15 protein-coding genes are annotated in these 20,782 nt (G+C 72.6%); 7 read left to right on the top strand and 8 right to left on the bottom strand.

What is annotated here, in order from left to right; genetic code table 11:
- Positions 1–306: 306 nt before the first annotated feature.
- Together ABT095_RS26520 and ABT095_RS26515 are read left to right on the top strand one after the other, a co-directional pair.
- Positions 307–5,178 carry a ricin-type beta-trefoil lectin domain protein gene (locus ABT095_RS26520; protein WP_350532020.1) on the top strand — a complete coding sequence of 1,624 codons (4,872 nt, stop codon included), beginning with the start codon at positions 307–309 and terminating at the stop codon, positions 5,176–5,178.
- On the top strand, positions 5,175–5,630 hold the full coding sequence (locus ABT095_RS26515) for a hypothetical protein (protein WP_350532019.1): 456 nt from the start codon (positions 5,175–5,177) through the stop codon (positions 5,628–5,630). The genes ABT095_RS26520 and ABT095_RS26515 overlap by 4 nt, the downstream gene beginning before the upstream one ends.
- Positions 5,631–5,695: 65 nt before the next feature.
- On the opposite strand, the gene ABT095_RS26510 is transcribed toward ABT095_RS26515, so the two are convergent.
- The gene (locus tag ABT095_RS26510) at positions 5,696–6,199 is read right to left on the bottom strand and encodes a hypothetical protein (RefSeq protein ID WP_350532018.1); all 504 of its coding nucleotides are present in this window, start codon (positions 6,197–6,199) and stop codon (positions 5,696–5,698) included.
- A gap of 5 nt (positions 6,200–6,204) precedes the next feature.
- Complete coding sequence (locus ABT095_RS26505; protein ID WP_350532017.1) at positions 6,205–6,348, bottom strand: hypothetical protein; 144 nt, start codon at positions 6,346–6,348, stop codon at positions 6,205–6,207.
- 97 nt (positions 6,349–6,445) lie between these two features.
- Between ABT095_RS26505 and ABT095_RS26500 the strand changes: the two genes are divergently transcribed.
- Positions 6,446–7,060, top strand: a complete 615-nt coding sequence (locus ABT095_RS26500) for an MBL fold metallo-hydrolase (protein WP_350532016.1) — start codon at positions 6,446–6,448, stop codon at positions 7,058–7,060.
- A 148-nt stretch (positions 7,061–7,208) separates the two neighbouring features.
- Here the strand turns inward: ABT095_RS26500 and ABT095_RS26495 are convergent, their stop codons facing one another.
- Together ABT095_RS26495 and ABT095_RS26490 are read right to left on the bottom strand one after the other, a co-directional pair.
- The gene (locus ABT095_RS26495; protein ID WP_350532015.1) at positions 7,209–9,590 is read right to left on the bottom strand and encodes an immune inhibitor A domain-containing protein; all 2,382 of its coding nucleotides are present in this window, start codon (positions 9,588–9,590) and stop codon (positions 7,209–7,211) included.
- Between the two features lie 137 nt (positions 9,591–9,727).
- Positions 9,728–11,803, bottom strand: a complete 2,076-nt coding sequence (locus ABT095_RS26490) for a S9 family peptidase (RefSeq protein ID WP_350532014.1) — start codon at positions 11,801–11,803, stop codon at positions 9,728–9,730.
- Positions 11,804–11,901: 98 nt separating this feature from the next.
- Between ABT095_RS26490 and ABT095_RS26485 the strand changes: the two genes are divergently transcribed.
- On the top strand, positions 11,902–13,068 hold the full coding sequence (locus tag ABT095_RS26485) for an aminotransferase class V-fold PLP-dependent enzyme (protein ID WP_350532013.1): 1,167 nt from the start codon (positions 11,902–11,904) through the stop codon (positions 13,066–13,068).
- Positions 13,069–13,083: 15 nt separating this feature from the next.
- On the opposite strand, the gene ABT095_RS26480 is transcribed toward ABT095_RS26485, so the two are convergent.
- Positions 13,084–13,419, bottom strand: a complete 336-nt coding sequence (locus ABT095_RS26480; protein ID WP_350532012.1) for an ArsR/SmtB family transcription factor — start codon at positions 13,417–13,419, stop codon at positions 13,084–13,086.
- Positions 13,420–13,448: 29 nt separating this feature from the next.
- Positions 13,449–13,823 carry a hypothetical protein gene (locus tag ABT095_RS26475; protein WP_350532011.1) on the bottom strand — a complete coding sequence of 125 codons (375 nt, stop codon included), beginning with the start codon at positions 13,821–13,823 and terminating at the stop codon, positions 13,449–13,451.
- 318 nt (positions 13,824–14,141) lie between these two features.
- Here ABT095_RS26475 and ABT095_RS26470 point away from each other — a divergent pair, with 318 nt between their 5' ends.
- Positions 14,142–16,994 carry a DEAD/DEAH box helicase gene (locus ABT095_RS26470; protein ID WP_350532010.1) on the top strand — a complete coding sequence of 951 codons (2,853 nt, stop codon included), beginning with the start codon at positions 14,142–14,144 and terminating at the stop codon, positions 16,992–16,994.
- Here ABT095_RS26470 and ABT095_RS26465 read toward each other — a convergent pair.
- Positions 16,969–18,201 carry an RNA polymerase sigma factor gene (locus tag ABT095_RS26465; RefSeq protein WP_350532009.1) on the bottom strand — a complete coding sequence of 411 codons (1,233 nt, stop codon included), beginning with the start codon at positions 18,199–18,201 and terminating at the stop codon, positions 16,969–16,971. The genes ABT095_RS26470 and ABT095_RS26465 overlap by 26 nt on opposite strands.
- A gap of 8 nt (positions 18,202–18,209) precedes the next feature.
- A complete protein-coding gene (locus tag ABT095_RS26460; protein WP_350532008.1) occupies positions 18,210–18,617 on the bottom strand; it encodes a YciI family protein in 408 nt (135 codons plus the stop codon).
- A gap of 175 nt (positions 18,618–18,792) precedes the next feature.
- Here ABT095_RS26460 and ABT095_RS26455 point away from each other — a divergent pair, with 175 nt between their 5' ends.
- Complete coding sequence (locus tag ABT095_RS26455; RefSeq protein ID WP_350532007.1) at positions 18,793–20,127, top strand: histidine-type phosphatase; 1,335 nt, start codon at positions 18,793–18,795, stop codon at positions 20,125–20,127.
- Positions 20,128–20,282: 155 nt separating this feature from the next.
- A complete protein-coding gene (locus ABT095_RS26450; RefSeq protein ID WP_350532006.1) occupies positions 20,283–20,654 on the top strand; it encodes a sortase-dependent protein in 372 nt (123 codons plus the stop codon).
- Positions 20,655–20,782: the final 128 nt, after the last annotated feature.

Genomic DNA, 20,782 nt, shown 5'->3' with positions numbered 1-20,782 from the left:
TCCGCTCCTGCGGTCGGGCCCCACACTCCCCGTCCCGACGTCCCGGTCGACAGGGTTCACCGTCCCGAACCGGCCCGACGGCCCGGCGGCCCGTCGGGCGAAGGAGATTGACCTTAACGTTTCGTGAGAAATACTGTGAGCCGCTGGTGAAGGCCGCTGCCTCCACCGCCTCCCCCTCTGCACCCGGGGGAGACGACCGGCACCCAGGGGGACGGGTGCCGTGGTCGAGCGATCGGCGTGCACGTGCTGGGGGGCATACGTGCCGAAGCCTGCGCGCGTGCCCGCCCCGAACGGGGAACTCGTTACGTGAAAAATCTGACTCTCCCTGCCCGGAAGCGGGCCAGGGGGCCTCTGCCACGCCTCGCGGCGGTCACCGCGCTGCTGACGGCCGCGGCTCTGGGAGGTTCGAACCTCCAGGCGCTGGCGGCCGTGGCTCCGGCCGACCAGGCCGGCTCGGTGAGCGACGCGCAGTACCGGCAGGACCAGTGCTTCATGTCCGGCGTGCTGCGGATGGGCGGCCCGGCGATGAAGCAGCTGGCCGCGACGGCACTGGACGGCACACCGGACCAGCTGCACGCCGCAGTCGACACCGACACCCGCAACCACAGCACGCCGCTGCACGACGCGTACCTCGCGGACAGCAAGGCCGTGCAGGCGAAGGCCGACCAGCTGAGCGTCCGTCACAAGGACTGGGAGGCGCCGTTGGCGTCGATCCAGGTGCCGGGCGGCTTCCAGTCGGTGGCCGACTTCCGCTGGGCCCCGGGCTCCCCGGGGGACCAGCGGGGTGACTTCTTCGAGCAGACCGGTCTCGGCCCCTGGCTGGGCAAGCGGATGTGGACCTCCGAGTCCGACATCGGCAAGGTCGCCACTCCGGCGCCGACCGCCGACACGCTCAAGGCGGCCAAGGCGCTGGGCGATTCGCGCTACGGCGGCCCCTGGCCCGACCCGAGTGGCCCGGACTACCTGCGCCAGGCCACCGAGCACGTGCTGTGGGACCAGGACAACGTCGGCTTCTCGCTCTCCGCCGACGACACCCGGCTCTTCCTGCAGAACGGCGGCTTCCCGCGCAGCGCACCGGAGCCCGGCACGGCCGAGTTCCGGGTCGCGGTCGAGGACCTGAAGACCCGTTACGCCTCCTGCGACAGCAGCAACCCGGACAAGGTCGACGCGAACAAGGTGCTCGGCACCGAGGTCCGGACCGCCACCACCGAGTGGCAGGCCGAGATCGCGGGCCAGCAGGTGCAGCGCGACCGCATCCTGGCGGCGACCCAGAAGGCGACCGCCGCCCTGCAGACCGGCTCGCAGGCCCTGGGCGAGGCACTCGCGCAGTCCTGGCTGGCCGACCACCTGAGCCGCTGGCAGGCGTACTGGCTGCCCGGCGGCAAGGGCACCGAGGGCAGTGGGCCGATCGTGTTCCACCTGCACACCGCGGCCGGCAACTGCCTGGACGTGAGCGGCAGCAACCCGGCGAACGGCACTGTGGTGCAGGCCTGGGGGTGCAACAGCAGCGCCGCGCAGCAGTGGCGTCCGACGCCGACCGGGGCCCTGGTCAACTCGGCCACCAACAAGTGCCTGGACGTGGACGGCGGCCACGGACCGCAGGTCAACGGCACCAAGGTGCAGATCTGGGGGTGCAACGGCACCGGGTCGCAGCAGTGGCAGCTGGCCGCCACCAACGGCGGCACCACGCTGTACAACCTCGGCTCCAAGCTCTGCCTGGACCTGCACACCGCCAACCAGGGGCAGGCCACCCAGGTGTGGAGCTGCAACCGCACCGGGGCCCAGCAGTTCGACGCACAGCAGGACAACGGTGGCACCGGCACGGGCACCGACAGCCTGTCGTACCCGAAGCCGGCCGAGTTCGACGCGGTGAACAAGGCGCTGGCCGCCGCGCAGCAGGCGGCCAAGGTGCAGTGGGACCTCGCCAAGCAGCAGGCGCCGATCGCGCAGCAGGCGGCAAAGGACACCAAGGACGCACAGGCGAAGGCGTACGCCATCGCCGACGCGGCCGGTCAGCCGCGCGGGCGCGGTCTGCTGGCCGGTCAGCAGGAGGCGCAGGCGACGCTGGCCTCGGCGGCGGCGCTGGACGCGGTGGTGAAGGCCACCGAGACCACGTACAACGCGACGACGGCCTCGGGGGCGAACAGCCAGACGCTGCAGCAGCTGGCGCAGACCCAACTGCACGCCGCGCAGGCCGCCTTCCGCTCCACCGCCGCGCAGGCGGCCGCCGACCAGGCGAAGGCCGCAGCTGACGGCTCGGCCCAGCAGGCGGCGAAGGCGGCGCAGGCGGCCAAGGACGCGCAGACGGCGCTGACGACCGTTCAGGGCGCCGAGCAGAGCGCCAAGCAGGCGGCGGCCACCGCGAAGGCCAAGCGCGCGGCAGCCGAGGCGGCGCAGGCCACGGCGGCAGATGCCAAGAACAAGGCGGCCGCCGCGCAGGCCAAGGCCGACACCGACCGGGGTACGGCGCAGTCCAAGGCGGACGCGGCGGTGAAGGCGGCGGACGCGGCCAAGGCGGCCGGAGCCACGGCGGCGCAGAAGCGCAGCGACGCGCAGACCGCGGACAAGGCCGCTCAGGACGCCCGCCGCAAGGCGTGGGAGGCCGAGCAGGCGCACAACGCGCTGGCGGCCAAGGCGGACGCCGCCGAGGCCGACGCCGCCGCCAAGGCGGCCGGGCCCGACGCGCAGGCGGCCAAGGACGCGGCTGACGCGGCCGACGCGGACGCCACCACCGCACAGAACAACGCCGACGCCTCCTCGGCGGCGGCCGACCGGGCCACTGCCGACGCGCGGACGGCGGATGCCGAGGCGACCCGCGCCGAGGGTGCGGCCGCCCAGGCGCAGAGCGATGCGAGCGCGGCCAACGCCGCCAAGGCGGTGGCGGACCAGGCGGTGCGTACCGGCCAGTCGGCCGTCGCGGACGCCCGGGCGGCCTCCGACCGGGCCGCCGCCGACGCGGACGCCGCACAGAAGGACGCGGCCACCGCGCAGGCACAGGCGGATTCGGCCCGGTCGAACGCGATCGCGGCCTGGGCGCAGGCCGGCCAGGCGCAGGCCACCGCAGCCTCGGCGGCCGGGTTCGCGTACGCCACCGCGCAGGCGGCGGGCGCGGCGTCGGCCTCGGCACAGCAGGTCGCCGCGTCGGCCAACGACGCCGTCCAGCTCGGTGCCCCCTACCAGGACACCGACGTCTCGGCCGGGTTGGCGGTACTGACCGGTCAGGCGACCAAGACGATCGCCGAGCAGCAGCAGGCCGTCGCGCAGCTGAAGGCCGATCAGGCGAAGCAGGCGGCCGACCAGGCCGCCGCGCTGGCCAACGCGGCGACCGGTGACGCCCAGGCGGCCTCGCGTGCCGCCGCCGCGGCCGCCGCCTCGGCGGCCGCGGCGAAGAGCTCGGCGAAGGACGCGCTGGCCTCGTCGGCCACGGCGGCCCAGGCGCTGGCCGACGCGCTCGCCTCGCAGGCCCGGACTGTCGACTACGACAGCCAGGCCGCCGGTGACGCGGCAGCCGCCTCGGCGGCGGCCAAGGGCGCCGCGGGTGACGCGCACGACGCGCGGGCGTCGGCGGTCGCCGCGGCCGACGACGCGGACAAGGCGAAGGTCGCCGCGAGCGACGCGCAGTCCGCCGCCGCCACGGCGCGCGAGGTGGCCGCCCAGGCGGCCAAGGACGCCGACGCCGCGGCGGCGGCCGCCAAGGACGCCCAGACCCAGGCCGCCGCCGCCCAGGAGTCCGCCGTCAACGCCGAGAAGCTGGCGGCCGCCGACCAGGCGGCCAAGGCGCTCGCGGACGGGCAGAAGTCCGCTGCGGACCAGCGCGACCTGGTGCAGAGCGGTGGTGCCACGGGCATCCAGCGGGTCTTCACCCAGCAGACGGTCACCCAGCTCGGTGACCCGACCCCGGACGGCCCGTGCGTGCTCGGGGTCATCACCAGCCGCGACAGCGGCTGTGACGTCACCTTCACCGTCAAGTACAACGTGCGGGTCGACTACTACCTGCAGCTGCCGACCATCGGTGAGCCGGCCTCCGACATCCCCGGACCGGCGGCGTACTACAACATCACCTGGCTCGGCGCCGACAACACCGTGGTGACCAAGAAGACCACCCAGCACTTCAGCGCCATCTCGCTGATCCTGGAGGTCGACAAGGCGGTGCTCGTCGCGCTGGCGGAGAGCATCGCCCACGACGCGGACGAGTGCAACCGCAGTCACGGGCTCTCGCCCGCCTGCACCACGGCGCTGAACTTCCTGCCCGGTGGCAAGGCCGCCAAGGGCGCCGAGATGGCCCTGGAGGCGGACAAGGCCATCACCACGGGTGTCGACCTGGAGAAGGTCCTCGCGGACGTCAAGCTCGCCGACATCGAGGACGCCACCAAGGCCCAGCTGGAGCGGGACCTGCAGCAGGCCGAGGAGCAGCTGGCGAGCTGTGCCACCAACAGCTTCCCCGGCGACACCCAGGTCCTGCTGGCCGACGGCTCGCACCGGGCGATCAGCGCGGTCCGGCCGGGCGACCAGGTGCTGGCGACCGACCCGGCCGACGGCAGCACCAGGGCCGAGCCGGTCACCGCCGCGTTCTCGCACGGCACCCAGCGCCTGGTCACCGTCGGCCTGGAAGGCGGCGGCCGGCTCGACACCACCGCCTGGCACCGGGTCTACGTGGCCCAGCGTGGGTGGACCTTCGCGGTCGACCTGCACGCGGGCGACCAGGTCCGCCGGCCGGACGGTTCGACCCGTACCGTCACCTCCACGCAGGACCGGGCCGGTCTCGCCTCGACCGAGGTCTACGACCTGACCGTCGAGGGGCTCCACTCGTTCTACGTCCTGGCGGGGCAGAGCCCGGTCCTGGTGCACAACGCCTTCTGCCCCGAGGTCGACACCGTGGCCAACGACTGGGCCGCCAAGGGCCTGCACGCGAAGATGTCGACGGGGGAGGAGGTCTCGTTCTTCGGGGTCCCGACCGCCGACGGCGGCTTCGAGATCCAGTTCCGGCCGTCCTTCGGGAAGACGATCAGCGGAAAGGCGGCGAAGGACGCGGCGGCGGCCCTCAAGAACCCCAAGTTCCGCAAGGACATGCTGAAGAAGGCCTACGCCGGGCTCGGCTACCTCAAGCAGAATTCGCCGGGGACCAACGAGATCCCCAAGTTGGAGAACCTCATCCGAGCACTGGGAGGCACGCCGTGACAGCAGCGGACCGGTTGGCGGAGTTCCTTCGCACCGGCCGGCTCGGCCTGTTGGCGGTCGGCGCGTCGTACGCCGAGGTGCGGGCCGTGCTCGGCAGCACCGAGCTGGCCATCGACGGCCCCGACCCGGTGTACAAGTACGCGGGCGTGGAGCTGTACACCGACGGCGCCACCGGCCTGATCCGGACGGTCCAGCTGGAGCCGTTCGGCGGCGTACTCCGGCTCCCGGTCGAGCTCGGCCTCGGCGACTCGCTCGCCGTCCCGGCCGACCGGGACGGGCTCGTCGAGCTGCTGGACTCGCAGGGCCTCGGCCACTCGCTCGGCGAGTTCCACGTGCCTGGCCAGACGGACCTGATGGTCCACGGCAGCCGGGTCATGGCCTTCTGCCACGAGAACGGCGAGCTCCACTCGCTCGCGGTCTCCGCCGACCGGCCCAGGACCCCGACCGCCTGACCACCCACCACCCCGACACGGACCCCCCGCCGGCCCGCCCGGCGGGGGGTCCGCCGTTTCGAGGCTCAGCAGCCCGGTACGGCGGGTACGGCCGCGAGCAGGGCGAGGGCGGCGGCGTGCAGCTGGGCCTCCCAGGACTGCCGGTCGACCGGCACCGTGTACTCGATGCAGCACCCGCACTGCGGGATCAGGTCGAGGAACGCCCGCTCCGCCTCGGTGACCGCCTCCCAGGGGCTGTCCTCGTTCACCGGACCGGCCGAGGTCAGCTCGCCGGCGGCGTACCGCGCCGCCTGGCGGCGCAGCGCGTGACGCCAGGCCAGGCCGGGCTCGGGCAGCGGGATCCCGGCCTCGGCGAGGGACTGCTCGAAGGCGGCGCGGATGTCGTCGGTGTACGCGGTGCGCGGCCACCCGGCCAGGTCGCACAGCGTCGGCGTGTCCAGCCCGGCAGCGAGCAGTTCGGCCGCGAGCATCGGCAGCTCCGCCGCCGGGATCTCGTCCGTCCGGTAACGGCACGCCAGTTCGCCCAGGGTGGTGAGGGCGGTCTGCTGCTCGGTCTCTGCTGGTCCCATGGCCCCTACAGTGCCAGTACCGGCCGGGTGGTGAACTCCTCGTACATGTCCTCGCCGTCCTCGCCGTACACGAACTCGGTGGCGATCCGCCGGGCGGCCGGCAGGCCGAAGGCGCGCCAGTCGTCGAAGGTGAGGTCGGTGAGAGTCATGGTGCGTAGCCTGCCAGGACGCACCGACAGGGCGGGCCCGGGCCGCGGGCGGAGGAAATGCTGACGGGCCGACCTGCCGTTCGATTACGTTGGCCGCATGCGACTGACGAAGTACGGACATGCGTGTGTGCGGTTGGAGCAGGACGGGCGGGTGCTGGTGATCGACCCGGGGGAGTTCTCGGGGGACGAGCCGTTGGCCGGGGCCGACGCGGTGCTGCTCACCCATGAGCACGACGACCACCTCGACCGCGACCGGCTGGCGGCGGCCCGGCAGGCCGACCCGGGGCTGGCGGTCTACGCCCACCCGGAGCTGGCGGCCGAGCTGGGCGCGCAGGCGGTGACGGTCGGCGAGACCTTCGAGGCGGCCGGCTTCCAGGTCACGGTGGTCGGCGGGAAGCACGCCGAGACGGTGGACGGGCTGCCGGACTGCACCAACCTCGGGTTCCTGGTCGACGGGCTCTACCACCCGGGCGATTCGCTGCACGTCCCCGAGCAGCCGGTCGACACCCTCCTGGTGCCCGCCGCCGGCCCCTGGATCAAGCTCGCCGAGGTGGTGGACTTCGCCCGCACCGTCCGCCCCGCCCGGGCCTTCCCGATCCACGACGCCCACCTCAGCGAGATCGGCCAGGAGAACTTCGACGCCTGGCTCGACTGGAAGGGCGAGACCGAGTACGCCCGCATCCCCCTCGGCGAGTCCGTCGACCTCGGCTGACCGGACCCGCTGAGCCCCCGGCCGGCCCGGGGGCTCAGACCCGGTACAGCACGGCCCATGGCAAGCCCCCGTCGATCGGAGCGTCAGCGTAGCAAGGAGCCCCGGCCCCGCCGGGGAGGGCGGGGCCGGGGCTCGGGGAGAGGCCGCGTCAGGAGGCGGGGCCGACCTTGATGGTGGTCAGCCGGCCGTTCTGGGTCTCGCGGACGACCTCGATCTTGGTGTTGGTGTCCGGGACGTCGACGCCGACCTGCGGGTTGGCGGGGTCCAGGTACTTGTTGGTGTGGTCGTTGAAGACCGGGACGGCGGGCTCGGTGCCGATGGTGGTCGGGACGCCGGCCTTGTGGATGGTGAAGCCGGTGGTGGGCTTCAGGGAGAACGGCGCGTCGTAGGTCTGCGCCCGGCCGTTCACCAGCGAGCCGTCACCGAAGCGGGTCGGCGCCGGGTGCGCGTCGACGGGCAGGATCAGGCCGCCGCCGAGGTGGTCCTTGGTGTTGTTGTCCAGGTAGTCGGTGTCCCAGAGCCAGACCAGCACACCCTCCTGGTACGGGTAGGTGTCGATCACGTTGGCCTTGTTCTTGACGCCCCAGTAACCGAAGTTGTACGGGCCGGTCTTGAGGTAGGCGCCGTAGCCGACGTAGCGGCGGTTCTCCGCCAGGTAGGCGCGCGGGTGCTGCTGCACGGCGTTCTTGCCGTCGACGATCAGGAAGCCGCGGGTGTCCCAGCCCTGGTTGCCGTTCTCCGCGCCGTCGGCGAAGACGGTGGCACCGTCGGCCGAGATCTTCAGCGCGTCGATCAGCACGCCCTTGCCGTGGGTGTTGCTGTCCGAGGTGACGTGCACCCGGAGCTGCACCTGCTTGCCCAGGTAGGCGTCGAGGGGGACGTGGATCTGCTTGTAGGCGCCCGAAGTGCCGGTCAGGCCGGGGATGTTGGCGGAGGTCTTGCCGTACGGCACGCCGTCCACGGTGCCCTGCAGGGCGGTCCAGCTCTTGCCGTTGTCGGTGGAGGCCTCGAAGGTCAGGAAGTCGTAGTCCTGCTCGACGTCCCACCAGGCGGCGGTGTCCAGCGCGGCCGAGGCCGACTTGCCGGTGAGGTCCAGGTTGCGGCTCAGCGCGTTGTCCAGGTTGTCACCGGTGTTGCTCCACCACTGGGACTTGCCCTCGGCCGGATCGGCCAGGACGGTCGTGGTGGTGCCCGGAGGCAGGTGGACCAGCACGGCCTGGGCCTGGTCGGTGTTGTAGGCCGAAACGCCCAGCGTGTGGCTGGAGGTGGTGGCGGCCTGCGCCTCGTCGTAGTTCAGCCAGCCGAGCTGCAGCTTGCTCCACGCGTCCAGGTCGCCCGGGAACTCGCCCGTGGTGTTGCGGCCCCTGCCCAGGTAGGAGGCGGAGGACATCAGCGACCAGAAGCTGACGCCGTTGTCACCGCCCGTCAGCGGGTAGAGGTCCGGCAGGCCGAGGTTGTGGCCGAACTCGTGCGAGAAGAGGCCGACGCCGCTGTTCTCGCCCGCCTGCAGGTAGTCGTAGACGTAGTAGCCGGTGTCCCCGATCTGGGAGCCGCCGATCTTGTTCCCGGCCGGGCCCGTCTGGTGGGTCGGGTCCGGGAAGTCCCAGCTGCGGTGCGCCCAGAGGGCGTCCGCGCCCTGGGCGCCGCCGCCCCAGGTCTCGTCCACGCCCGCGTGCACCACGATGACGTTGTCGAGGTAGCCGTCGGGCTGGTTGAAGTTGCCGTCGTGGAGGTGGTCGTAGCGGTCCTCGACGTCGTACTGGGCCAGCTGCGCCTTGATGTCGGCGACCGAACGGCCCTTGGCGATCTCGCCCTTGTACCAGGCGTCGAAGGCGTCGCGGATGAACTCCTGCGCCTGGGTCCAGGCACCGCTGCCCTCGGGGCCCTTGTTGGAGCCGTAGCGGGCCTCGTTGTACGGGACGGTGACCCAGTCGCTGACGGTGCCGTCGACGTCGTACCGGCCCGAGGACTGGGTGCGGTAGTAGTTGCGCAGCGAGTTGGCGCCGGGCGTGCCGTCGAAGAACATCTTCTGGTAGTAGTCGCGGCTGAAGTCGCCCTGCCAGAAGGTGTGGGTGTCGTCCTTGCCCGGCTGCGGGATGGTGTTGTGCTGCGGGCCGGGCGTGCCGCCGTAGCGCGGGGTGCCGTTGTAGAGCGTGGTGTTGTCGACCTTGTCGCCGAACTGGGCGAGGATGACGAACACCTTGTCGGTGCGCTTCTTGGCGAGCTGGACGTAGTCCTTGCCGATCTTGGCGACCGGGGGCACCGTGCCGTCGGCGGTCTTGGCCACCGCACCCTTGTTGACCAGTTCCAGGGCCTTGGACTGGAGCGACTGGCGCAGCACCTCCTGCTGGGGGAGCGCCTTCTGCTGCGGGCCCTCACGGCCCTCGGAGCCGTTCTGGGCGGCGAGGGCCTGGGCGCCCGAGATCGTCTCGGGCTTGACGGGGGCGGCCTGTGCGGTGGCGCCGAGCATGGTCGCCGCTATCGCACTGGTGGTCAGCGCAGCCGCGAGGGCTGCTGACAATCTGCGCAACTGACCGGTCCTTTCCGGACGGGGGTGGTCGAGTGAGCGGGGGTAATATTTCACATGTCATCCATCACATGGAAGGCCCCGATTCGGATTGGTTTCCGAATCGGGGCCTACCGGGCACGAACCGTACGAACGACCGGTCAGCGGGCCAAGGCATCCCGCAGGAAGGCGAGTTCGGCCTCGGTGATCTGCTCGTTCACGCCGAACGGCGTCATGTGGCTGACCCCGGGCAGCGGCAGCACGCTGTGCGGGCGGCCCGCCTTGGTGAGCGCCTCGGAGAGCAGCAGGGAGTGCGAGGGGTGCACGTTGTCGTCCGCCAGGCCGTGGATCAGCAGCAGCGGCCGGGTCAGGTTCGGTGCGTCGTCCACCAGGCAGTCGGCCTGGTAGCCCTCGGGGTTCTCCTGCGGCAGGCCCAGGTAGCGCTCGGTGTAGGCGGTGTCGTACAGCCGGAAGTCGGTGGGCGGCGCGCCCGCCGCGCCCGCGTGGAAGACGTCCGGGCGGCGCAGCACGGCCAGCGCCGCGAAGTACCCGCCGTACGACCAGCCGCGCACGCCGACCCGGCCGAGGTCGAGGTCCGGCTCCCGCTCGGCCAGCGCCTGCAGCGCGGCCACCTGGTCGTCGATCGCGACCTGGGAGAAGCGGCGGAAGATCGCCTTCGCGAAGGCGGGGGAGACGAACGGCGTGCCCCGGTTGTCGGTGGTGACCACGGCGTAGCCCTGGTCGGCCCACCACTGGCGGGCCTGCCAGCGGCGCGGCTCGCTGGCCACGGCCTGGAAGCCGGGGCCGCCGTAGACGTCGAGCAGCACCGGCAGCTTGGTGCCCGGCACGTGGCCGCGCGGGTACACCACGGCGGTGGGCAGGCCGAGTTCGGTGACCCGGGCGAACTTGGGCAGCACCCGGTAGGGCAGCGGGGCGGCGTGGTCGGTGAGGCCGAACTCCTCGCCCTCGTGGTGCAGTCGGCGGCTGATGCCGTCCGGCCCGGCCGAGGTGAGCAGCAGGGTCTCGCCGCTCGCGATCGCCGAGTGCACGCCGGGGCCCTCGCTGAGCCGCTCGGTGGCGCCGCTGTCCGGGTCGAGCAGGTAGACGTGCTGGTCGGCCGGGTCGCCCTCGCCGGCCTCGATCAGCAGCTGCCCGCGCAGGCTGCCGACCACCCGGCGGACCTGCAGCCGCTCCGCGCTGAGGATCTTGCCGTCCAGGGCCACCGCCCGGGCGGTGCCGCCCTCGTGGTCGGCCGAGGTGAGCAGCCGGCCGTCGGCGAGGCGGGCCGGGGTGCCGGGCAGGTCGTCCACCCAGAACTCGTCGACGGTGCGCGAGAGTTCGCGGGTGTCGCCGCTGGCGGGGTCGGCGGTGAGCAGCAGGACGGTCTGCTGCAGCCGGTCGGCGACGGTCAGCAGGATCTCGCCGGTGCTCTCCCAGCCGGCCGCGCACAGGTAGGGGAAGGCCTCGGTGTCCCACCGCAGTTGCCGGCGGGCGCCGTCCAGGCCGAGCACCCAGAGCTGGAGGTCCACGTTGGGGCCGCCGGCCTGCGGGTAGGCGAAGCTCTCGGGGGCCAGCTCGGGGTGCGCCGGGTCGGCGAAGTACCGCAGCGGCAGGGCGGATTCGTCGATCCGGGTGGCGAGCACGGCCGAGCCGTCGGGGGAGAACCAGTGGCCCCGGGAGCGGCCGAGCTCCTCGGCAGCCGCGAACTCGGCCACGCCCCAGACCCCGCCGTCGGCCGGGCTGAGCGGCTCCTGACGATCCGTCAGATGCAGCTGGCCGTCGAAGACGTAGGCGACCACCGAGCCGTCCGGGGCCGGGCGTGGGTCGAAGGCCGGGCCCGCGACCGGGAGTTCGGTGCTCGTGCCGGCGACGGTGTCGGTACGGAAGACGCGGCCGTCGAGCGCGAAGACGGCCACCGAGCAGTCGGCGGTGGCGGCGAACGAGCCGATGCCGACGGCGGCGATCCGCACCCGCTCGCGCAGCCGCCGCTCCAGGGCGGGCAGGTCGGCGCGCGCGCCGGTGCGCTGCGGGGCCAGTACGGCCGGGTCGGCGACCAGCCGCTCCTGGCGGGTGGCCAGGTCGAGCAGCCAGAGCCGCTCGACCGGGTCCTCCGAGCCGGTCGAGCGGAGGAAGAGCAGGCGCGAGCCGTCGCCGGAGATGGTCACGGCGCGCGGTGAACCGTAGGCGAACCGGCCGGTTCGGGCGCTGAGTGCGAGGAAAGAGTCGGTAGAGGTCACCGCCCGATGGTTGCCGTGGGTGCCCGTTCTCGGCTAGAAGTATGCAGTGTGAAATGTCACACATCATTACGCACGGTGTGTGACGCGGAAGGAGCGCAATGACAGCGGAAGCCCCCCGCCCGCTGGCGGGCACCAACGGGCTGTTCGGCCTCGACCCGGCGGTGGCCCACCTCAACCACGGCTCGTACGGTGCGGTGCCGCTGCCCGTCCAACGCGTGCAGGCCCGGCTGCGCGCCGAGCAGGAGCAGGATCCGGACGGCTTCTTCCTCGACCTGCCCGACCGGATCGCGCACGCCCGGGCCCGGCTCGCCACGGCGCTGGGCGGCAAGCCCGACCGGATCGCACTGGTCACCAACGTGACCGAGGGCATCGCCGTGGTGCTCGACTCCCTCCCACTGGCCGAGGGCGACGAGATCCTGGTGACCGACCACGGCTACGGCGTGGTCAACAAGGCCGCCGAGCGCAAGGCCGCCGAATCCGGCGCCACCGTGCGCTGCCTGCGCCTGTCGCTGCACACCCCGGACGCGGACGCCGTCCGCGAGCAGGTGCTGGCCGCCGTCGGGCCCCGCACCAGGGTCGCGGTGCTCGACCTGGTGACCTCGCCGAGCGCGCGCGAGATCGCGAGCAGGCAGCTGCTGGCGGATCTCGCCGAGCGCGGGGTGATCACCGTGGTGGACGCGGCCCACGCGCCCGGCATGCTGCCGGTCAACCTCGGCGAGAAGGCCGGCGGCGCAGACTTCTGGGTCGGCAACCTGCACAAGTGGGCCTTCGCCCCGCGCGCCACCGCCGTGCTCGCCGTGTCCGGAGCCTGGCGGCCCCGGATGCGCCCGCTGATGTACTCCTGGGAGCACGACCGGGGCTTCCCCGGCCGGGTCGAGTGGCGCGGCACCGCCGACTACACCCCCTGGCTGGCCGCCCCGACCGGCTTCGCGCTGCTCGAGCAGCTCGGCGCCGAGCGGGTCCGCACCCACAACGCGGCGCTGGCCGAGTACGGGCAGCGGCTGCTGGTCGACCGGGCCGGGCTGCGCGAGCTGCCGGTGATGGCGGGCCTGGCCATGCGCGCCGTCCGGCTGCCCCCGGGCTGCGCCGAGAGTGAGCACACCGCCAAGGCCCTGATGGTCGCGGCCCACCGCCGCCTCGGCATCCGGATCGCGGTGCGGCCGTGGACCGGCGGCGGCGTGCTGCGGATCAGCGCCCAGGTCTACAACCGGCCGGAGGAGTACCAGAAGCTGGCCACGGGCATCGGCGAACTGCTGGGTCGCTGACGGCCCGTGGCCTTCCTAGGCGGGCGGGCGGTTCTGCAGCTCCGCCAGTAGCAGGCCCTGGTCGGTGAGCAGTTCGGTGAGGATGCGCCGGGCGGTGCGTAACAGGTCCGCCACCTCGCCGCCGGCCAGGGCGTAGACCACGGTGGTGCCCTCGCGGGTGGCCGTCACCAGGCCGTAGCGGCGTAACTGGGCGAGCTGCTGGGAGAGGCTGGAGGGCTCGATCCCGATCGCCGTGACCAAGTCACGGACGGGGGTCGGCCCGTCCTGCAGCAGCTCCAGGACCCGGATCCGCACGGGGTGCCCGAGCATCCGGAAGAACTCGGCCTTGGCCTGGTAGAGCGGTACCGGCACCTGCGCCCCCTTCCTTCCGTGCCGGCCGGTCAGACCTCAAGGGTCGCCTCGATCCGCCGCAGCTGGTGCCGGGCCATCGCCAGGTTGGCCCGGCCCCGGTTGAGCGCGAGGTAGAGGAAGAGGCCGCGTCCGGTGTCCGTGGTGAGCGGCCGGATCAGGTGGTACTGGCTGGTCAGGGTGACCAGGATGTCCTCGATCGCGTTGTCGTGCTGGCCGAGCATCTCCATCGTGCGCATCTTCGCCCGCACCAGGTCGGTGTTGCCCGCGGCGGCCATGTTGAGGTCGATCTCGTTGCTGTCCCCGAGGGTGCCGAGCGCCATCCCGCTGCCGTAGTCCACCAGGGCCACGCCCATCGCGCCCTCGATGGTCATCGCGTCCTTGAGCGAGGTCTCCAGATTGGCCATGGTGGCTCTCCTTAGTCCGTGGGGCCTTCGGTCGGTCCGACTGTAGGGAGCCGCCCACTCGGGCACGCCGGATGAACGGAACCGATCGGAAGAGGCCGGAATGCCGATCGATCTAGAGCTGTTCACGTCAATCTGAAGACATTTGCAACTGCGGATCTGATCCCTTCCGCGCCCCCGGGCACCGCTGAGCGCCGGTTCGGGCCGCGAAAAAAGGGTGCATTCGATGTCCGTGGTGCCGGGTAACCTCAAGCCGAGATGTTCGATCACCACACCACTGACCAGCCGTCGCGCCGCCCCACGGAAGAAGAGGTGACGCCGATGAACGGCGCCTTGCCCGAAGACCAGGCGGAGCTCGGCCCGGCCGAGGCGTACGCCGCCTTCCGCCGCCGCGCCAAGGAGCAGAAGACCGCCCTGTACGGCTTCAAGGAGCTCTACGACTTCCCGCTCGACCCGTTCCAGATCGAGGCCTGCGAGGCCCTGGAGGCGGGCAGCGGCGTCCTGGTCGCCGCGCCCACCGGCTCCGGCAAGACCATCGTCGGCGAGTTCGCCGTCCACCTGGCCCTGCAGTCGGGCCGCAAGTGCTTCTACACCACCCCGATCAAGGCCCTGTCGAACCAGAAGTTCGGCGACCTGGTCAAGCGCTACGGCGCCGACAAGGTCGGACTGCTCACCGGTGACAACAGCGTCAACGGCGACGCGCCCGTGGTCGTGATGACCACCGAGGTGCTGCGCAACATGCTGTACGCGGGCTCCAGCGCGCTCGACAGCCTGGGCTACGTGGTGATGGACGAGGTGCACTACCTCGCCGACCGCTTCCGCGGCGCCGTCTGGGAGGAGGTCATCATCCACCTCCCCGAGTCGGTGGTGCTGGCCTCGCTCTCCGCCACCGTCTCCAACGCCGAGGAGTTCGGCGACTGGCTGGACACCGTGCGCGGCGGCACCAAGGTGATCGTCTCCGAGCACCGCCCGGTGCCGCTCTGGCAGCACGTCATGGCCGGCAACCGGATGTACGACCTGTTCGCCAACCCCGACCGGGACGGCCGCCCCAAGGACGCCCCGCGCAACCCGGCCAAGGCCGTCAACCCCGAGCTGGTCCGGCTCGCCCGCTCCGAGCAGGCGGGCAACCCGCGCGGCGGCGACCGCTTCCAGCGCGGCCGCGGCCGCTCGATGCCCACCGGCCGCCCCACCCGGGTCTGGACGCCCGGCCGGGTCGACGTGATCGACCGGCTCGACGCCGAGGGCCTGCTGCCCGCGATCACCTTCATCTTCAGCCGGGCCGGCTGCGAGGCCGCCGTCCAGCAGTGCCTGACCTCCGGCCTGCGGCTCAACCGTGACGCCGACCGGGCCCTGGTGCGCGCCATCGTCGAGGAGCGCTGCGCCGACATCCCCGACGAGGACCTCCACGTCCTCGGCTACTTCGAGTGGCTGGACGGTCTGGAGCGCGGCATCGCCGCCCACCACGCCGGCATGCTGCCGAGGTTCAAGGAGGTGGTCGAGGAGCTCTTCGTGAAGGGCCTGGTCAAGGCCGTCTTCGCCACCGAGACCCTGGCGCTCGGCATCAACATGCCCGCCCGCTCGGTCGTGCTCGAGAAGCTGGTCAAGTGGAACGGCGAGATGCACGCCGACATCACCCCCGGCGAGTACACCCAGCTCACCGGCCGGGCCGGCCGCCGCGGCATCGACGTCGAGGGCCACGCCGTCGTGCTCTGGCAGCGCGGCATCGACCCGGAGGCGCTGGCCGGGCTCGCCGGCACCCGTACCTACCCGTTGAAGTCCTCCTTCCGCCCCTCGTACAACATGGCCGTCAACCTGGTCTCCCAGTTCGGCCGCCGCCGCTCCCGCGAGCTGCTCGAGACCTCCTTCGCGCAGTTCCAGGCCGACCGCTCGGTGGTCGGCATCGCGCGGCAGGTGCAGCGCAACGAGGAGGGGCTGGCGGGGTACCGCGAGTCGATGACCTGTCACCTGGGCGACTTCCAGGAGTACATGCGCCTGCGCCGCGACCTCAAGGAGCGGGAGAACGAGCTCGCCCGCGAGGGCACCGGCCAGCGCCGGGCCGCCGCCATCGACGCGATCGAGCAGCTCAAGCCGGGCGACGTGATCCACGTACCGACGGGCAAGTTCGCGGGCCTCGCGCTGGTGCTCGACCCCGGCCTGCCGCCGGTCAGCCGCTCGCCGCGCAGCCAGCGCCACCCGGATTACCAGGACGGGCCACGCCCGGTGGTGCTCACCGCCGAGCGGCAGGTCAAGCGGCTCGCGATGATCGACTTCCCGTACCCGGTGTCGGCCGTCGAGCGGATGAAGATCCCCAAGTCCTTCAACCCGCGCAGCCCGCAGTCCCGGCGCGACCTCGCCTCCGCACTGCGCACCAAGGCAGGCCACCTGGAGCCCGAGCGCTACCGCCGCGGCCGCGCGGCCGCCGCCGACGATCCCGAGATCTCCCGGCTGCGCACCACCCTGCGGGCCCACCCCTGCCACGGCTGCGACGAGCGCGAGGACCACGCCCGCTGGGCCGAGCGCTACCACCGCCTCACCCGGGATACCGAGCTGCTCGAGCGCAAGGTCAAGTCCCGCACCAACACCATCGCGCGGACCTTCGACCGGGTCTGCGGCCTGCTCACCGATCTCGGCTACCTCGAGGGCGACACCGTCACCCCCGACGGCAAGCGCCTCGGCCGCCTCTACGGCGAGCTCGACCTGCTCGCCTCCGAGTGCATCCGCGAGGGCGTCTGGAGCGGCCTGGCCGCGGCCGAACTCGCCGCCTGCGCCTCGGCGTTGGTGTACGAGGCCCGGCAGGCCGACGACGCCGCGGCCCCCCGGGTGCCGGAGGGCGGCACCAAGGAGGCACTCGGCCACATGGTTCGGATCTGGGGCCACCTGGACGCCCTGGAGGAGCAGCACCGCATCAACACCGCCGAGGGCGTCGGCCAGCGCGAGCCGGATCTCGGCTTCGCGTGGACGGCGTACCGCTGGGCGCTGGGCCACAACCTGGACTCCGTCCTGCGCGACGCCGACATGCCGGCCGGCGACTTCGTCCGCTGGACGAAGCAGCTGATCGACGTGCTGGGGCAGATCCAGGACGCGGCGGGCGACGACGTCGCCCTGCGGGCCACGGCGCGCAAGGCCGTGGACGGCCTGCGGCGCGGCATCATCGCCTACTCGTCGATGGGCTGATCCCTTCGGGTGCAACCGAGGGATGGCGGGGGGCTGCAGGCTGTCGGGGGTTGGCAGCGCAGTTCCCCGCACCCCTGAGAGTGCAACTGGCCGCCTGCTTGAACAGGTGGTCGCGCTCGGGGGCATTGGTGGCCTTCTGCGCCGCCTCCGCGTAGAGCTCGGCTGCCCGGGCCAGGTCGCCGGCGCGTTCGTGGAGGTAGGCGGAGGCGGCGGTGTGGCGGGGGAGGGCCGGGTCCAGCTCGGCCAGGGCGGCGAGGCCGGCCCGGGGGCCGTCGGCCTCGCCGAGGGCGACGGCGCGGTTGAGGCGGGCGACGGGGTTGGGGGTCAGGGCGGCGAGTTCGTCGTACCACTCCACGATCTGCACCCAGTCGGTCTCCTCGGCGGTGGGGGCGTCGGCATGCAGGGCGGCGACGGCGGCCTGGGCCTGGAACTCGCCCAGGCGGTCGCGGGCCAGGGCCGCCTGGAGGATGCCGACGCCCTCGGTGATCAGACCGGTGTCCCAGCGGCTGCGGTCCTGCCCGGTGAGCGGGACCAGGCTGCCGTCGGGGGCGGTGCGGGCGCTGAGCCGGGCGTGGTGGAGCAGCATCAGGGCGAGCAGGCCGGACACCTCCGGGTGGTCGATCCGGGCCGCGAGCTGCCGGGTGAGGCGGATCGCCTCGGCGGCCAGGTCGACGTCCCCGGAGTAGCCCTCGTTGAAGACCAGGTAGAGCACCCGCAGCACGGTCGCCACATCGCCCGCCCGGTCGAGCCGTACGCCGGAGACCGTCCGCTTGGCCCGGCTGATGCGCTGCGCCATCGTCGCCTCGGGCACCAGGTACGCCTCGGCGATCTGGCGGGTGGTCAGGCCGCCGACGGCGCGCAGCGTGAGCGCGACGGCGGAGGAGGCCGTCAGCGAGGGGTGGGCGCAGAGGAAGTAGAGCTGCAGGGTGTCGTCCGCCTCCGGCGCGGGCCCGGGGGCCGGCTCCTGGTCGATCCGCTCCTCGCGCCGCTGCCGGGCGGTGTCCGACCGTACGGCGTCGAGGAACTTGCGCCAGGCGGCGGTGACCAGCCACCCCTTGGGGTCGCGCGGGGGATCGTCCGGCCAGCTGCGGACGGCCTCCACCAGGGCGTCCTGCACCGCGTCCTCGGCCGCCGCGAAGTCGGCTCCGCGGCGGACGAGGACGGCGAGGACGCCCGGGGTGAGGGACCGGACCAGGGCTTCGTCCATCGGTGCGGTCAGTCCGTGACGGTGGGCGGCGCGGTCAGGAAGGGGCGCAGCTCCAGCCACTCGTGGATCGGCTTGCCGTCCGCACCGGGGGCGGCCGAGAGCTCACCGGCCAACTCGACGGCGCGCTCCTGGCTGTCCACGTCGATCACCATCCAGCCGGCGATCAGGTCCTTGGCCTCGGGGAACGGCCCGTCGGTCACCGGCGGGCGCCCCTCGCCGTCGTAGCGGACCCAGAGGCCCTCGGGTGCCAGCGCCTGGCCGTCCACGAACTCGCCGGTCTGCTCCAGCCGGGCCGCGAAGTCGCCCATGAAGGTGATGTGAGCGGAGATTTCCTCGGGCGTCCAGTGCTCCATCGGCACGTCGTTCACGGCCGCCGGGGCGCCTCGGTAGTGTTTCAGCAGCAGGTACTTGGCCATGATTTTCCTCCTTGCCGGTGCGACCCATTGTGGTCGCCTTCACCCCTGGGACGGAGCAGGCCGCGGGTTCTCGACATCGCCGCCGAAGATTTTTCCGGTTCACCTCCGCCACACCAGGCGTTCGGACGGCGGTGCGAGGGTGCGGGCGCCCAGTCGTCCTTCCGAGAGGCCCGTCTTGAAGCACACCGCCACTCTCGCCGCCGCCCTGGCCGCCACCACGCTGCTCACCGTCGGCACCGCCGACGCGGCCCCGGCCGAGGGGTACTACGGGACCAAGACCCCGTACGCGCCGCAGCAACCCCTCGACCGCTACCACCACGCCCCCAAGGGCTTCACCCCGGTCTTCACCGAGAACGTCGCCCGCCACGGCTCCCGCGCCATGACGGACGGCAAGGACGGCGACGCCGTGCTCGCCGTGCTCGACCGGGCGCAGGCCGCCGGCGCGCTGACCGGGCTCGGGGAGCAGCTCGGCCCGCAGGTGCGCTCCCTGCTGGCGGCCGCGGCCGGGATCGGTTACGGGAGCCTCGCCGGGCTCGGGGTGCAGGAGCAGCAGGGGACGGCACGGCGCCTGGAGCAGCGGCTGCCCGAGCTCTTCGACTCGATCGTGGCCGGGGGCGAGCCGATCGTGGTGGAGACCTCCGGGGTGGCCCGCGTGGTGGCCAGCGCCAACGCGTTCACCGGTGCCCTGACGGCCGCGGACCCGGGCCTGACCGGCCTGGTCCGGCCGCCGGTCACGGACAAGAACCTGCTGTACTTCCACAAGCAGCCGCAGAACGCGGACTACCAGGCCTACCTGGCCGATGACCCGGAGCTCCACGCCACCCTCGCGCAGATCCGGGACCAGCCCCGCACGGCCTCGGTGGCCCGACACGTCGTCACCCGGCTGTTCTGCCCGGAGTTCGTGCAGACGCTCACCCCTGCCGAGCAGCAGGCCTTCGCCACCGCGCTCTACCAGCTCTACGGCGCCGCCCCCGACCTGCGGGTCGAGGCGCCCGAGGTCGACCTCGGCCCCTTCCTGGCCCCGGTCGACGCCAAGTGGCTGCAGTACCTGGACGACGCCGAGGAGTTCTACGAGAAGGGCCCCGCCTTCAGCGGACGCACCATCACCTACAAGATGGCCAACCCCCTCCTCGACGACCTCTTCGCCCAGGCCGAGGCCAAGGCGGCGGGCACCAGCGACAACGGCGCGGTGCTGCGCTTCACCCACGCCGAGGAGATCGAGCCGCTCGCCGTGCTGCTCGGCCTGCCCGGCAGCACCGAGCCGGCCGACCCGGCGCAGCCGTACACCTATGCGAACAACCCGTGGCGCGGGGCCCGGGTCGCCCCGATGGCCGCCAACATCCAGTGGGACGTCTACGCGGGCAATGCGGCGGACGGCAAGGCGCCGGCCTACCTGGTCCGGATGCTCTACAACGAGAAGGAGACGTACTTCCCCGCCTCCTGCAAGCCCTTCACCAAAGGCGGGTACTTCTACGAGCTGGACGAGCTGAAGCGCTGCTTCGGCCGCTGAGGCTCTGTTGCAGCCGACTGTTACAGCCGACTGTTACAGACCCGCCCGGAGGCTGTTACGGCACCGGCCCGGGGCTGTGAGGTGCGGTTCCTAACGTCTGACGTACCGACTCGCGGCCAGCAGGAAGCGGGCGGTGACCATGCGGAGGGAATCCCATGACAGCTCCTCAGGCAACTCCTCGGAAGACGGGCCGGCGTGCCGTGCGCCTCGCCCTGGTCTCGGTCGGCGCGGCCGGTGCCGTCGCCCTCTCGGGCGCGGCGGCCTTCGCCGACGGCACGCCCGCCCCGGCGGTGTCGTCCGCGCCCACCGCGGCCGCGAGCCCCAAGCCCTCGGTCTCCCCCAGCGCCGCCCCGGCCGGTACGGGTACGCCGCAGGTGAAGGCCGTCCCCAAGGGCGGCGCCCAGACCGGTGAGGGCGAGGAGAGCCACTCCACCGCCACCCTGGTCGCGGGCTCGGGCCTGGCCGCCGTCGGTGCGGCCGGTATTGGCTTCGCCGTTGTCCGCCGCCGTGCCGGGGCCCGGGGCTAGCCGAGGCCGCCGTCGCCGCCGGCGCCCTTCGTGCCATCGCGGACCGAGTGGTGGGTCTGGCGGAGGGGTTGTTTCCGTGGGCGCACAAGGTCACGGTGCGCAAGGAGTGGCTCTACAACTGGATCGAC

Source organism: Kitasatospora sp. NPDC002227, from assembly GCF_040296285.1.
Lineage (GTDB): Bacteria > Actinomycetota > Actinomycetes > Streptomycetales > Streptomycetaceae > Kitasatospora.
Note: the sequence above shows the minus strand (reverse complement) of the source record. Positions and strands in the feature narration are given on the sequence as shown.